The 15050-nt window shown below is 51.3% G+C and carries 14 protein-coding genes and 1 pseudogene; 9 read left to right on the top strand and 6 right to left on the bottom strand.

Annotated elements, in window-relative coordinates; all coding sequences use genetic code 11:
- Positions 1-6 precede the first annotated feature (6 nt).
- The 3 genes from IEW70_RS09135 (at position 7) to IEW70_RS09125 (ending at position 1035) form a co-directional block, all read left to right on the top strand.
- Complete coding sequence (locus IEW70_RS09135; protein WP_229751909.1) at positions 7-249, top strand: YtzJ family protein; 243 nt, start codon at positions 7-9, stop codon at positions 247-249.
- A gap of 75 nt (positions 250-324) precedes the next feature.
- On the top strand, positions 325-672 hold the full coding sequence (locus IEW70_RS09130) for a YtpI family protein (RefSeq protein WP_188647629.1): 348 nt from the start codon (positions 325-327) through the stop codon (positions 670-672).
- Between the two features lie 63 nt (positions 673-735).
- Positions 736-1035, top strand: a complete 300-nt coding sequence (locus IEW70_RS09125; RefSeq protein ID WP_188647628.1) for a hypothetical protein — start codon at positions 736-738, stop codon at positions 1033-1035.
- Between the two features lie 48 nt (positions 1036-1083).
- Here the strand turns inward: IEW70_RS09125 and IEW70_RS09120 are convergent, their stop codons facing one another.
- The 6 genes from IEW70_RS09120 to IEW70_RS09095 all read right to left on the bottom strand — a co-directional run bounded on the left by IEW70_RS09120 (position 1084) and on the right by IEW70_RS09095 (position 6269).
- Positions 1084-1923: an ABC transporter permease gene (locus IEW70_RS09120; RefSeq protein ID WP_188647627.1), complete on the bottom strand. Its 840-nt coding sequence runs from the start codon at positions 1921-1923 to the stop codon at positions 1084-1086.
- Positions 1910-3115 (bottom strand): quaternary amine ABC transporter ATP-binding protein, encoded by a 1206-nt coding sequence (locus tag IEW70_RS09115; RefSeq protein ID WP_188647626.1) that lies wholly within the window; start codon positions 3113-3115, stop codon positions 1910-1912. The genes IEW70_RS09120 and IEW70_RS09115 overlap by 14 nt, the downstream gene beginning before the upstream one ends.
- A gap of 180 nt (positions 3116-3295) precedes the next feature.
- Positions 3296-4609, bottom strand: a complete 1314-nt coding sequence (locus IEW70_RS09110) for a DRTGG domain-containing protein (RefSeq protein ID WP_188647625.1) — start codon at positions 4607-4609, stop codon at positions 3296-3298.
- A 108-nt stretch (positions 4610-4717) separates the two neighbouring features.
- A complete protein-coding gene (locus IEW70_RS09105; RefSeq protein ID WP_188647624.1) occupies positions 4718-5017 on the bottom strand; it encodes a hypothetical protein in 300 nt (99 codons plus the stop codon).
- Positions 5018-5201: 184 nt separating this feature from the next.
- Complete coding sequence (locus tag IEW70_RS09100) at positions 5202-5891, bottom strand: metal-dependent hydrolase (RefSeq protein WP_188647623.1); 690 nt, start codon at positions 5889-5891, stop codon at positions 5202-5204.
- Between the two features lie 36 nt (positions 5892-5927).
- Positions 5928-6269: a YlbF family regulator gene (locus IEW70_RS09095; RefSeq protein WP_188647622.1), complete on the bottom strand. Its 342-nt coding sequence runs from the start codon at positions 6267-6269 to the stop codon at positions 5928-5930.
- Between the two features lie 164 nt (positions 6270-6433).
- Here IEW70_RS09095 and IEW70_RS09090 point away from each other — a divergent pair, with 164 nt between their 5' ends.
- The 6 genes and pseudogenes from IEW70_RS09090 to IEW70_RS09065 form a co-directional block, all read left to right on the top strand.
- Positions 6434-7873, top strand: coding sequence for a YheC/YheD family endospore coat-associated protein (locus tag IEW70_RS09090; RefSeq protein WP_188647621.1), 1440 nt, complete (start codon positions 6434-6436; stop codon positions 7871-7873).
- Positions 7870-8988, top strand: a complete 1119-nt coding sequence (locus IEW70_RS09085) for a YheC/YheD family endospore coat-associated protein (protein ID WP_188647620.1) — start codon at positions 7870-7872, stop codon at positions 8986-8988. The genes IEW70_RS09090 and IEW70_RS09085 overlap by 4 nt, the downstream gene beginning before the upstream one ends.
- 2 nt (positions 8989-8990) lie before the next feature.
- On the top strand, positions 8991-10373 hold the full coding sequence (locus IEW70_RS09080; protein ID WP_188647619.1) for a YheC/YheD family endospore coat-associated protein: 1383 nt from the start codon (positions 8991-8993) through the stop codon (positions 10371-10373).
- A gap of 16 nt (positions 10374-10389) precedes the next feature.
- A complete protein-coding gene (locus tag IEW70_RS09075; protein WP_188647618.1) occupies positions 10390-11721 on the top strand; it encodes a YheC/YheD family endospore coat-associated protein in 1332 nt (443 codons plus the stop codon).
- Positions 11721-12209: a GNAT family N-acetyltransferase gene (locus tag IEW70_RS09070; RefSeq protein WP_188647617.1), complete on the top strand. Its 489-nt coding sequence runs from the start codon at positions 11721-11723 to the stop codon at positions 12207-12209. The genes IEW70_RS09075 and IEW70_RS09070 overlap by 1 nt, the downstream gene beginning before the upstream one ends.
- 277 nt (positions 12210-12486) lie before the next feature.
- Positions 12487-15050, top strand: a pseudogene (locus IEW70_RS09065) (hypothetical protein); the annotation flags it as partial.

The raw sequence follows: 15050 nt of genomic DNA, 5'->3' as shown, positions 1-15050 counted from the left end.
GGGGGAATGGCATTGATCATCAGCCGCAAAAAGCTGGCTCGAGCAAAGCTGGAAAAGTTGAAGCGTGGTTACTCTGCCTTTGCGGAAACGGAAGAAGTCGCCGAGTTGATCGAAAAGGAACTGGACGGGTTGGACCTTCAAGTCCACATCGACCGCACCTCCGTCGGCACTTGGTTTATCCCGAAGGGGCGCGACATGATCACTCCCTCCCAATGCCCCCCGGATTCCATGGAGGAGCCCTTGCAATAAGCCCTTCTTTTCCATGGCACCGCGTGATCATGGCGGTGCCTTTCTACATAGCCGGACCTTGTGCAAAGGAGGCAAGTGCGGAACGAGCAATCGTCAACATTGCCCGACAACCGCGTCGATAGCATGAAACTTTTGTGGATATCCCTCACCCTGATCATTCTGGTGACAGCGGTGCTAACCTTCGTATACAGTCTGCGCTCACGCAAGGCGGAAGGAAATGACCGCCCCAGAAACCGTGCGAAAATGAACATGGCCATGGGAAGTATGTTTATCGCCATGGCCGGTTTGCAGGCCTTTGCTCTCCCGACTGCCGGTCTGCGGATGGTTCTCCTGTCGGCCATCGCAGCCGTCGGTTTGTACAACCTGGTTCACGGTATGCGGCAGTACCGTAGAATTGCATCATCTGAAAGCAACCCGTCGTAACCGAATCAGAAACAACCCCCCTGTCGTTTCGGCGGGGGGGGGGGGGGGGGCGTTATTGACCGTTTGAAATATTGGAAAGAAGGTGAAGACTTGACAGCGCTTGTCGTACTCCTCTGTGTCGCTGCCATGCTGGGCCTGTTGATCTGGACGATTCAACTCTGGTTTGCCTACCGAAAAAGTGAAGGCGACGACAAGGTACTCGTTCATGCCAAAATCCAATATGCAATCGGCGGTTGTTTCGCCGTTATGACTACTTACAACTTATTGGTTGAAGGGAACTATTTAAAAGTGGGACTCTACGCCTTGCTCACCGTCAGCATAATTGCCATCGGCATACATAAAAAGAAAAGTGTCAGCGGCTAAGTCTAAAAAACCCGCACCTATCGAGGTGCGGGTTTTGTTCGGGGTCGTTCAGACCGCTTTCTGTTTCGTTGTTCCCAGCCCTTGCGTGATGCGATCCAAAACAATAGCGATGATCACAATGGATAAGCCGCCTTCAAACCCTTTTCCTACTTCCAGTCGGCTGATCGCTTGCAAAACGACCGCACCCAATCCGCCGGCCCCGATCATGGAAGCGATCACCACCATGGACAGCGAAAGCATGATAGTCTGGTTCACCCCCGCCATAATCGTGGGCTTCGCCAAGGGTAACTGTACTTTGAACAACTTTTGCGCGGAGGTAGATCCAAAGGCTTCCGCCGCTTCGATCAGATCCGGCGCCACCTGTCGGATGCCCAGATTGGTTAAACGGATAGTCGGAGGCATCGCGAATACCACGGAAGCAATCACCCCTGGAACCGCCCCCAGAGTGAAGAAAAAGACGGCGGGAATCAGATAGACGAACGCCGGCATCGTTTGCATAAAGTCCAGTATCGGATTTAACACATTCTGAACACCCTTGCTGCGGGCAGCCAAAATCCCCAGCGGAACACCCACTACCACCGAAATAATGGCAGCCGTCAACACCAAAGAGATCGTCTCGGCGCTTTCTTCCCAGTAGCCGAGATTATCGATCAACAATAACCCGAACAACGTAAAAAAGGCTACTCGAAAGTTGCTGGCAAAAAAGGCGATCAAACTGAACAGCACGGCGATAATGACAGGAGAGCCCCATTGAATTAAGTGCTGAAAAAAGTCCACAGTAGGTTGAACGACAGCAGTAACTCCTTGAAACAACGGCTTCAAGTGGTTCTGCAGCCAAGCAACTCCGTGATCGACCCACTTGTCAAGGGGAAGTTTAGGAAGTTTCATGAGCATTCACTCCATTTCCAGCCAGCGCGGCGAAAACGGAACCCTTCACAACCACACCACGCAATTTGTTGTTTTCATCAACGACAACCGCCGGGTGGGCAAACTGCTTTTCCGCCATCAACGGAAGTAATTCGCTGACCGGGGTATCCAGTTGTACCGTCACAACATCTTTGATCACGGCATCCTCCAGCGACTTTTCTTTCTCTTTCACCTTACGGGCTTCTTCTGCCGTCAGGATACCCACAAAATTCCGCTCCCGGTCCACGACCATGACACTGGACAACCCTTTTTCCTTCATTCGCTGCAAGGCAACCCGGGGACCTTCTTTATCCCAGATGATGACTTCCGAACGCTTCATTACCGCTTCCGCTGTCAATACCTTGGTTAAGTTGACATCTTCAACAAAACGCTCCACATAACTGTTGGCCGGATTGGTCAAGATCTCCTCGGGAGTACCCACTTGCACAATGACGCCGTCTTTCATCAATGCAATCCGGTCACCGATCCGCAAAGCTTCATCCAAATCATGGGTGATAAAAACGATGGTTTTGTTCAGATTGGCCTGCAGATCGATCAACTCATCCTGCATATCTTTCCGGATCAAAGGGTCCAACGCGCTGAACGCCTCATCCATCAGTAGAATATCGGGGTCGTTGGCCATGGCCCGAGCCAGACCCACCCGTTGTTGCATCCCGCCGCTCAACTGATTGGTCCGGCTGTCCGCATAGTCCTTCAAACCGACCAGTTCCAGTGATTCCAGCGCTTTTTCCTGTCGTTCCTTTTTGGAGATGCCCTGAATCTCCAAACCGTACTCCACGTTTTCCCGCACACTTTTATGGGGGAAGAGCGCAAACCGCTGAAACACCATCGACATTTTGGTCCGCCGCATCGTACGCAACTGCCGCCGATTCATCCGGGTAATATCTTCCCCATCCAACAGCACAGAGCCTGCCGTCGGCTCAATCAGCCGGTTTAAGAGCCGAACCAATGTGGATTTGCCGCTGCCCGACAATCCCATGATCACAAACACTTCACCGGCATTCACAGAAAAAGAAGCTTGATTGACCCCGACGGTCATTCCGGTTTGCTGCAAAATTTCTTCTTTTGTCTTTCCTTCAATCAGCAATTCCAGCGCCTTTTGGGGGTTGCGTCCAAAAACCTTCGTTAAACCTTTCACTTCAATCTTTTTCACAAAATACCACCCACTGGTAGATCGCTCCTTTACCTATGTGTTTGTGAAAAGAGTCCATCAAAAACTATACCTTTTCCTGCACAAAGCAAAACCTGTTAAACGCTCCTGTTCACCGCTTCAACAAAAAAGGGTTGGTGAGTTTCACCAACCCGATGGTCCATTATACCATATTATTCGATATCACCGTTCGATCATCTGAGCGGTAACAAGAGCTTTCGCTGCCACTTGTCCGTTATGAAACACTTCCACGTCCACTTTTCCGAATTTGCGTCCCATATCGATCAACCGGGGAACCACTTCGATTTCGCTTTCCAACTGAACGGGTTTCAACATATAGACCGTAAAATTATCGGCCACCATATCGCCCCGGTGATGCCGCCGCAACAATCGATAGGCTGCCTCGGTCAACAATCCGGTCAATACCCCTGTTCCCAGCGTGCCCAACGGATCCGTCATCTGCGGGGTTACTGTCCCCCGAAAAGCAATGCCCCCGTTTCGCTCCCGCACTTCTTCAAATCCCCGGAAAATGAGATCGTTAATGGTTTCTCCCACCTGGGGCTGCTTTTGCATGTATTGGAGGGATTTGATCACATCCTGTCGGCTGATCACACCGATCAGGTGATGCTGGCTGTTGACAACCGGTAACAATTCGATCCCTTCCCACACCATTTCATGGGCAGCGGCAGCCAGGGAGGTTTTTGGAGTGACGGTGATGGGATTTTTCGTCATCACCCGTTCAATCATCTCCTCGGAATCATGACCCACCACATCTTTGGCGGTAACGATCCCGTGAAGCCTTCCGGCATCATCCACAACCGGATAACGGCTGTGACCCGTCTCTTGCACCAGCTGATGAAAGCGGGATACCGGTTCATCCAGCCGCAAATACTCGGGGGGATGATCCGGTGACAGCATATCCTCCACCAGCAGGATTTCCTTTTTGATCAATCGGTCATAAATCGCACGGTTGATCATGGCAGCCACCGTAAAGGTATCGTAGCTACAGGAGATCACCGGCAGTTCCAATTGATCCGCCAGCGCCTTAACTTCTTCCGTGGCATCAAATCCCCCGGTGATCAAGACGGCTGCCCCCCGCTCGAGGGAAATCCGGTGGACATTGTCCCGGTTGCCGACGATCAGGAGGTTGCCCGGCTCCACATATCGCATCATCGCTTCCAGCTTCATGGCGCCGATGACGAAGCGGTTCAGGGTTTTATGCAAACCGCTCCGCCCACCCAACACATGGCCGTCCACGATATTGACCACTTCGGCAAAGGTGAGGCGTTCGATCTGGGAACGATGTTTTTTCTCGATCCGCACGGTTCCCACCCGTTCCACAGTGGAAACCAATCCCTGGGATTCCGCATCCTTGATCGCGCGATATGCCGTCCCTTCGCTCACGCCCAATTCCCGGGCGATCTGTCGCACAGAAATCTTGTGACCGATATCCAACCCTTCTATGTATTGCAAAATTTGTTCATGCTTTGTGGCCACACGTGTTCACTTCTTTCTGCATGGAATCGGCTCCCTGTTTACCCTCACATTATACACAAGGAAGCGATTCTTTTACAAAAAAAAGGAGGTTGAACCTCCAAGCATTCATCAACGCCTTGCACCAAACATCCGTCTGCGTTCTCCCGTTCTCCAACTGCCGTACCGGGATTGTTTTTGCACCTCCAGCCAACGAAGACGGCGAGCGTATTCCCGCTGTACTTTTTGCTCCCGGTCCACTTCAAGCACCGCCCGCCAATTGGCTGCAATCACCAAATAGGCAAAAGCCAGCCACAGCCAGGCAAACAGAGAAGACGGCGACCACTCTCCGGATACAGACAGCTTCGGCAGGGCATAGAACAGCATCGACAAAGCCAGTACCAAAGCGATGGCGTGTTTGCTTTTGGTCAAGGTTCCACCCCCCTTTCCCTCATCCCATATCTACGGGACGAGTCGGGAAAACATGCAAAAAAAAAAAAAAACGATGGCGCTTCCACCACCGTCTCAAAAAATAGGGGGTTTTCATCCTAGTTCTATGCTAGGTCTCCCATATTACAGCGAGGTTACATCCCATTTACATTTTCTTATCGATCTGTCAAAGCTCTGTCCCTTGACCGGGTTGCAGGATCTCTCCCTGAATGCCTTTCTTCTCGAGCTCAGCTACAAAAGCGGAAGCATCCTGTTCAATCAACGGGAACGTGTTGTAGTGCATCGGGATCACCCGTTTGGCGCCGACCCACTCCGCAGCCAGCAAAGCATCTTCCGGACCCATGGTAAAGTTGTCGCCGATGGGAAGGAGCGCCAGGTCGACTCCCCCTTTCATTCCGATCAGTTTCATATCGGAGAAAAGGCCGGTATCACCGGCATGGTAGATTCGCTTTCCGCCCAGGGTCAACAGCAGGCCTGCCGGCATCCCCAGATAAACAATCTGTTGTTTATCGTCCACGGTGTATCCGGAGCCGTGGAAGGCCTGAGTCAATTTCACCTTGCCAAAGGGGAATTCATGCGCACCCCCGATGTGCAACGGATGGACATTGACCCCTTGCCAGCCGAGCCAGGTCGCGAGCTCAAAGGGAGCGATCACCATCGCGTCATTTGCTTTGGCGATCGCAACCGTATCCCCCACATGATCGTTGTGACCGTGGGTAAGCAGGATAAAGTCGGGCTTCAACTTCTCCGGCTTCACCTTTGCTGCCGGGTTTCCCGTCAGAAACGGATCAATCAACAAGGTATGTCCCTCATGACGAATTTCAAAACAACTGTGTCCATGGAAAAGGATTTTCAACAAAGCTTCCTCCTTTGCCGCTTGTTCTCTGTATTATCAGGAACGATATATCCGTTCCAGCGGTTCCGAAATGATTCGATTTAAGTCATTCATCATCGTCCCCAGGCGTTGCTCCACTTCCAAAAAGGACTTCAATCCGGGATCTGCCTGAACTTTTTCCAACAGTCCATTCAACTGTTTCACTGCTTCCTGGGACGGTGCCTGCCCAGACATCTGTGCCATCTGTACTTCCATTTGCAACTGCCGGAATTGATCCAACAACTGCCGTTTGGCTTGGTCCTTGGAAATGGAAGTCCAAGCTTGTTCCAGAACCTTCAGCTCTTCAGATTCCCGCAATGCCCGGGCCAAAGCATGAGCCTGATCATATACATTGCTCACAAGAGTCCCTCCCGACATGATGTATTTCCCACTTCAGGTTTCATTCAACCCTCTTTCATCATTGAAACCGAAATCCCGTCCGCTGTCCACTTAGCCCCTTTTATTCACCCGGAGAAACATGCTTACATACCATGAATTAGTCACAAAAGCGGAAGGGGATCTTCATGGGGCAGTCACGTGTGATGACGCAAGTCGTTGCGTATCGATATTTTACACCCCACAGCAATCTGATTATAAGCCATACACTCGCCAACCGGCTCAACCTTCCCACCCATCCGATCTGGATCACTTTCGGCTCCGCAGCAGACACCGCTTTTATCCTTCGATCTCAAATTCAGCGACCAAGGATTCTCCTTCATCCCACGCTGGCCCAGAAACTGAAGTTATTGGGTCAACGATCCCTGAATGCACGGTACGATCCCCAAAGCCGCCGTTTGCAGTTGGGACCGTTGCTGGGAGTCATGATGAACCGGGATCCTAAAGTGGGCGAAACCGAGGATCAACCTTATGGTCTGATGACCCGGTTCTTCGAAGAATGCGCCCAAGCCTGCTATAACAAAGGAGCATCCTTCACCGTCTTCGCCCCGGAAGATATCTCCTTGGCCAATAAATGTATCCAAGGTTGGACCTATGAAAACAGCAAATGGAAGCAGACCCCGTCTCCCTTGCCGGATATCGTTTACAATCGTTTGACCTCCCGCCGCTTGGAACAACAAGCGGATATCCAGCAGAAATTGCAGCAACTCCGATCTCAACGCGTGAAAATTTTTAACGAAACGTTTCTGGATAAAAAAGAAGTCCATGAACTATTGAGCAGGGATGAAAAAGCCAAGCGCATGTTGCCTGAAACCTCTCCGTATCATCCGGCCCGGCTGCAAGCGATGTTGCAAAAGTATCAGGTGGTTTTCCTAAAACCCACAAACGGAAGTCTAGGACACGGGATTATCCGGATCACCCGGGCCGACGGTTTCTTCATCTGCCAACACTCGGAACCGACAGGGACCATTACCCGCAAGTTTGCTACTTTTAAGGAGATACTGCGGCAGCTCCGTCGGAAAGTGATTCCTTCCAAGTACGTGATCCAGCAGGGGTTGGATTTGGTTACCTATGACGGACGGCCTGTGGACTTTCGTGTGCTGATTCAAAAAAACGGCTACGGGCAATGGAGGGTCACTTCCTGTGTTGGACGAATCGCCAATGATCAGCAGTTTGTATCCAATTTGGCCCGCGGCGGCACTCTTCGTAAAGCGTCAGAAGTTCTCAACTCCCTTCCGGCCCTGTCAAACAAGCCCACCGCAACTATGCTCTGCAACACGGCTTTAGAGATCGCCCAAACCTTCGAAAGGCTCGCACGAGGACATTTTGCAGAATTGGGAATCGATTTGGTATTGGATAACTGGGGGCGTCTGTGGATGATCGAGATGAACTCCAAACCTTCCAAAACGGACGACACCGTGGTCACACAGCCGGTACACACCATTCGTCCGTCGGTCAACCGTTTAGTCGATTATGTTTTGTATGCGACAGGATGGCCTATTCAACCCCCGATCCCCCGTAAAAAGTCATCAAAACCCCTGAATAAGGGGAGGAGGAAATCCCGATGAGCGGCGGTCTTCCGCACACACTAGGCATCATTGTGTGCAAAGTGCGACAAAAAGCACCCCCCCCCTTCCAAGAAACAGGATATTTTAAACAGCTGACGCTGGCAGGGAAGCCCTTTGGCATCCGCATCATCGTTTTCTCTCCGATGGACGTAGATTGGAGCCGGCGTCGCACTCCCGCCTGGCAATACAGTATGAAGGCGAAGCGGTGGATATGTTCCCAGGAGCCGTTACCTTCGTTAATTTACGACCGATGCTACTACCTCGATTCAACCCACTACATGAAATACAAACCCTTTGTGTCCCGTTTTGCCCAAGATCCGTCCATCCAGCTGCTCGGGCGGCCATTGGGAGGGAAGATGCAAACCCACCAGATGCTGTACAAACATTACGAAATACGCCCGTATCTGCCCGATACCATCAAATACACTTCACCCGCCGATGTGATCACCGCTTTGAAACAGCACTCCGCTGTGGTGATCAAACCCAACGGCGGCAGCCACGGAAAAGGAGTGGCCGCCATTCTCCCTCAAGATGAAGGATGGGTGGTCAAAGGGAGATCCCGACAAAACGGGACGGTTGCCGCTCCACTTCGTTCCCACAGCCAGCTAGTCCACTGGGTGAAGGGGTTTGTCGGCACCACCCGGTATATCATCCAACCGTACTTGGAGCTCACCACCGCTGACGGTTACCCTTTTGATCTGCGCATTCTCGTTCAAAAGGATGGACAGGGAAACTGGGTCACCACCGGTGCAGCCGTCCGCGCAGGAAAACAACATTCACTGACATCCAACCTGCACGGGGGCGGTCAAGCAAAACGGCCTGGCCCCTTTCTTTCCCGTTACTATTCCCGGGAACAGATACAGTCGATCATGCATGACCTTCGCCAATTGGCCGCCCATGTCCCCCGGCATATCGAAAGCATGCATGGCCGTTTATTGGAACTGGGGCTGGACGTTGGCATTGACCGCAAAGGCCGCGTATGGTTGTTGGAAGTCAACTCCAAGCCCGGGCGTACTGTCTTTCTTTTCACCAAAGAGAATGAAACCCGTCAGCGCTCCATTCAACTTCCTATCCAATACGCCCGATCGTTGTTGAAGAGGCAGACAGGAGGGTAAGTATGAGTTCGATTATCTGCAAAATACAAGCGTTGTCTTCCACCATGCCAGCAAAAGCCGTGAAATTGAGCACATCGTTGATGAAAGAGTGGGGATGCCACCCCGGACAGTCCATCAAAATTCGGGTGGGCAACCGGACCTTAATCACCCGGATCTTGGGTATCAACCGTAATGAATATGCCATCTATTTTCCAAAATATATCGCCCGCCAATTGGCGATTCCCTACTTTTCAGAGATCAGAACGAGTCTGCAAAACCGGGAGCTGCGCATCGGACCCGTTCTCGCCATCCTGACCACCGGATATACTGGTTCTTCCACCACCCCCTTCGGTAACCGAAGTTCGCTATTTAAGAGCTTCCTGTTGGCTGCACAGACCGACCGTCCCTTTTTCTATGTTTTTACTCCGGAAATGGTGGACTGGAATACACAAACCGTCAACGGATGGTTCTACGGGAAAGGAAAAAACGGAGTCTGTCAATGGTTTCGTCGGACAGCGCCTCTGCCCGAAGTGATCTACGAACGGATCCCCAACCGGAAAGCCGAATCGCTCCCACAAGTGAAAGCGTGCCGGGAGCGTATACAGTCCATTACCCGTTGCCAGATTTTCAACCAAGGATTCTTCAATAAGTGGTCCGTCCACGAAAAATTATATCAGCACCCTTTAACTTCAGAAAATATACCGGAAACCTATCCATCTCCGACTATACCCCTCATTAAGAAAATGGTTGACCGGCATCAGATGATCTATCTAAAACCGGACGGCGGCAGTCTGGGGATGGGGATTTTCCGGATTACGCGACACCCCCAAGGCGGTTACTACTGCCGATTCCGGGACGGGGAGAAAAATGTGCTGCGATTGTTCCACTCGATGGAAAAATTGGTCTGGCACATTTTTGGGCAGCAGATGCACCGCCTCAACCGTTACCTGGTCCAGCAAGGAATTCGGCTGGCCAAATACGACGGGCGTCCCGTGGACTTTCGCGTTCACATGCACAAAGATCGCAGCGAAGAATGGCAGGTCGTCGGCATTGGAGCCAAAGTGGCCGGGGTCGGCTGCGTGACGACTCATGGCCGAACCGGAGGATCCATGATTTCCACGTCGGAGCTGCTGCAAAAGAAATTTCCGGGAGCGGAATCCGAAATCGAAAACAAAATTCGGGATGCTTCGATTCGGATCGCCCGTACTTTGGAAGAAGAAGTAAACGGCCCATTGGGGGAGCTCGGACTGGATATCGGTATAGACCGGTATCAACATGTTTGGTTATTTGAGGTTAACTCCAAACCGGGACGGCATATCTTTCTTCATCCCACTCTCCGGGATGCAGGAAAGCAATCCGCTCGCTACATTACTGAATACAGCTTAAAGTTAGCCAATTTCGTTTAAGAAAGGAGCTGGGTTCATGTCTTATCCCAAAGCGGGCTGGATCGCTTTGCAAAAAGGAGCAAATTCACTGGTCTTTATTCCCCATCCGCGCTCCAAACCCCGATCAGACTATCCGGGAGCGCTTCGTGTCTTGTTGGGTCACAGGCTGCTGAAAACGCTGCCGGTTCAAACCCCAGCCATCCCTGTCTCGTCACCGCGACTGTTACCTACCCGGCTGATAGAATGGAAAGAAGGTACTTACAAAGCCGGACCCTTCATTGCCATCCTTACCTCCAAGGGAAATGGCAGCACATTCTGTGGAAACCGGCAAAATTTTATCGATATCATCCGAATGGGTAAACGGATGGGCGTCACCGTATTTGTACTCACGCCAGAGGGATTACAGCCTGATTCCCGTACCGTCCGCGGATATATGCTGGATACCCGCAAAGGAGGAAAAGGGTGGATCAGCGGAACCCTGCCGTTTCCGGACGTGGTCTATAACCGAATTCCTTCCCGATTCGCCGAACAACAACAGGCTGAGCAAGATGCGATCCGTCTGCTGACCAAAATGGAAAACGTCCACCTGTTCAATCCGGGCTTCTTCGATAAATGGACCTTATATCTATATCTCAAGCGCTCAGCCGAATTATGCGACCTGCTTCCCGAAACCGTCCAATGGGGCAATCGGGAAGCGTTCTTTCAGTTGTTGCAGCGGCACTCCATCCTGTATCTCAAACCGATTGACGGCAAAGCAGGACATGGAATGATCCGTGTAACCAAGCAAGATCAACACTTTGAAACGATCTACCAGACATTGAAACAAAAGCAGCGCTTCCTCTCTCAAACACGGGAAGAACTTTACCGCTTGCTGCAGACGTTGATCCAGTCCCGTAAATATGTGCTGCAACAAGGAATCCCGCTCGCCCGCTATCTTGGCAGCCCGTTTGATTTGCGCCTTTTGTTGCAAAAAGACGGAACCGGCACGTGGCAGATAACCGGCAAGGGTATTCGTTTGGCTGGACAAAAGGCTATCAGCACCCATGTGCCGATGGGCGGGTCCATTGAAGATGCTGAGGTGGTTCTAGGTTATTTGTTCAGTGAAAGACAGGCGGAGAAGATGGAAAAATTGGAGAATACCGCCATCCGGATCGCCCGGCATATTGAAGAGCAACAAGGACACACTCTCGGGGAAATGTCGATGGATATGGGTATAGATAACCAAGAAAAACTGTGGTTTTTTGAAGCCAACGCCAAGCCGATGAAATTTGATGAACCGGATATCCGGGAGCGCTCCTTGCAGCAACTGATTCAATACTGCCTGTACCTAAGCGGCTTTTCCCGGGCTGCCGCACAAGAGCGGGGGTGATGGCAATGGAAATCCAGGTACTCACCCCATCCCAGCTCAACCGACTGAAACCGATGCTCCTTCGATTTGCCAAAACCTATGGAGATAAACGCATCACCCACCAGGCCCTACGTTGGCTACGAGATTTATCCGCTGACGAATTTCCGGAAGGAACGTTGATTTCCGTCGCCATCATACAGAAACGTCTCGCCGGAATTATCGCCTTTGGCCGGTATGGTTTGGATGAAGCATTGATCGTAGTGCATCCTTCCCACCGTAAAAGCAATGTCGGGGAAACGCTTCTCTACCATGCCTTGGAGGAACTCGACAAGGTGTACACCCGTGTGGCCTGCGACAATATCCCCAGTCTAAGACTGTGCTTTTCCACCGGATTGGTTGCCTTCCGAATGTTTACCGGTCCGACGGGAAAGCCCACCTTATGGCTTGGCGGCGGAAATTGGAACCGTCATGATGTAACCGAAGACCCCGCCCGCGGATCACGCCGTTAATCCGAGGACTAGGGGCTTTTTCTTTTGAACCGGGCCTAAAACCGATCCCTTTTGCTCCTTTTGTTCCAAATTCACGAACATGTACCTTTACGGTGACATGGACAGGGACATTTAATCCCAGTCTTTTTTCTTGTTAATCAAACCTTCGGTCAACAGAAAACTTTCTAGAGACTTTTTTCTTCTAATCCAGGGCCCAGATTTTCCTTAAGACGTTTCCACTCCCGTCCCTGATGAATATACCTATAGGTGTGAACACCATCAGGAAAGGATGGACATCGTGACCTATCGTAAAAAGAAATCCCCTTATAAAAAAAAGCCGGCTCATTTATGGGAAGACGAATGGGCTTTGGAACAAATGATTCAACGGGAAAAACGGGACCGGAAGGAAGGGAAGGCGGCACACCCATCCCCTATCCCAACGCCATCAGTACATCCATCCAGCCAAGTGCCCCCCCAAAATACAAGTCTTGCACAGAATCCACCTATTCAACAGGAAAAACGGGACCGGAAGGAAGGGAAGACGAAACACCCATCCCCTGCCCCAACGCCATCAGTACATCCATCCAGCCAAGTGCCCCCCCCAAATACAAGTCTTGCACAGAATCCACCAGAGCCTTCATCTCCACCGGTTTCGGAACCAACCCAACAGCGGGAATCGTACTTCCGCAACATCCAGCAAAAACGAGCACCTAATCGGCCCCACGACCCTTTCCTTCACACCAATGATATCATAGACGGGTCAATCACCAATGAAAAACTGGATGCCAACAGTGTCGATGGCACCAAAATCCAAGTTGGGGCCATTCGTCAAGATCATCTTCAGGATCAGTCCGTCAGTACTTCCAAATTGGCCAATGAAGCTGTGACCGATGCTAAGATCGCACCCTGTTCCATTAAAGGAACCCACCTTGCTCCCGAAACGGTTCGTTCAGAACATCTGCAAAGAGAATCCGTGGAAAACAAACACCTCAAAGAAAACGGCATTTCCGGTAGCAGGCTGGAAGATGGCAGTATTGACGGACAGAAAATCAAAACAGGATCCGTGCAATCCCACCATTTGGCTCACGGCCATGTCTTAACCAGTCATATCGCGGATAAATCCATACTGGATCGCCATATCCGCAATGGGGCGATTAGTAACGCGCACTTGGCCAACAATGCCGTAGATCAGGCTAAACTAGCCAGCCACGCCGTTGGGGCCGAAAATATTCAAAAGGGGGTTGTACACACTGAGCATATTGCGGATGAATCCGTCACCGAAAAAAAGCTGGCCAAAAAATCGGTCCAACAGGCCCACCTGGATACTGGCGCGGTGGGAGCTGAAAACCTGGAGGATGATGCCGTCACCTCCTCCAAGCTGGCTTCTGATTCCGTCGGTTCCAGCCACTTGCAGCCTCATTCCGTGACCGGTCACCACTTGGCTGAACAGTCCGTAACCGCACGCCACTTGACGGAGGGGTCTGTCACACAAGATAAGCTGGCCACTTCCTCTATTCGCTCTGATCACCTTCAAGAACAAACCATCGAATCGAAACACCTTCGTTTTGGCACCATCCAAGAAGAACATTTGGGAGACCAATCCGTCACCCAATCTAAAATCGCCCCTCGCTCTGTCCGTTCTTCTATGATCGCGGAACAAAGCATTTCGAAAGAGCACTTGACTGAGCAGTGTTTAGACGAACGTCATTTGACGCCGGGATGCATCAACACCCACCACATCAAAGGAAACACGGTGACCGAATACCACCTGAAGGATGATGCCGTCACCGAAAAGAAGCTGGCTTCTGATTCCGTCGGTTCCGGCCACTTGCAACCTCATTCCGTGACCGGTCACCACTTGGCTGAACAGTCCGTAACCGCACGCCACTTGACGGAGGGGTCTGTCACACAAGATAAGCTGGCCACTTCCTCTATTCGCTCTGATCACCTTCAAGAACAAACCATCGAACCGAAGCACCTTCGTTTTGGCACCATCCAAGAAGAACATTTGGCAGACCAATCCGTCACCCAATCTAAAATCGCCCCTCGCTCTGTCCGTTCTTCTATGATCGCGGAACAAAGCATTACGAAAGAGCACTTGACTGAGCAGTTGTTAGATGAACGTCACTTGACGCCGGAATGCATCAATACCTACCACATCAAAGGAAACACGGTGACCGAACACCATCTGGCGGATGATTCTGTATCGGGAAGTAAGCTGGCAGACCGATCCGTCACTACTTCCAAACTATCCCCCGAATCCGTCTCGACGGATAAACTGATCGATTATACAGTAACCAGTACCAAGTTGGCAGATGAATCCGTTACCTCTGGTAAATTGGCACAACACAGCGTCCGCAGTGATCATCTCTTGGACAGTGTCATCCACAGCCGGCATATCGCCAAAAACCAAATACACTCCGACCACCTGGCTGAACAGAGCGTAACGGGAGAACATGTGCTACCTGAATCCATCGGTTCTTCCCACATTGGCGAATGCCAAATTCAAGCCTCCCATTTGGCTGATAACAGTGTAGGCAGCCAACATCTGCAAGCCGAGTCCATCCGGGCTGCTCATATCGTTGACAATCAAATCCAACAGGCTCATCTGGCGGATCAAAGCGTGACCAGCCAGAAAATCAAAGCTCATTCCGTCACTTCGGAGCACCTGGCGGATGAATCCGTCACCTCCCGCAAATTGGGACAGCACAGTGTCCGCAGTGATCATCTCTTGGACAGTGTCATCCACAGCCGGCATATCGCCAAAAACCAAATACACTCCGACCACCTGGCTGAACAGAGCGTAACGGGAGAACATGTGCTACCTGAATCCATCGGTTCTTCCCACATTGGCGAATGCCA

Origin of the sequence: Marinithermofilum abyssi (genome assembly GCF_014641195.1) — a bacterium.
Classification (GTDB): Bacteria; Bacillota; Bacilli; order Thermoactinomycetales; family DSM-45169; genus Marinithermofilum; species Marinithermofilum abyssi.
This window is presented reverse-complemented; position numbering and strand designations above follow the sequence as displayed.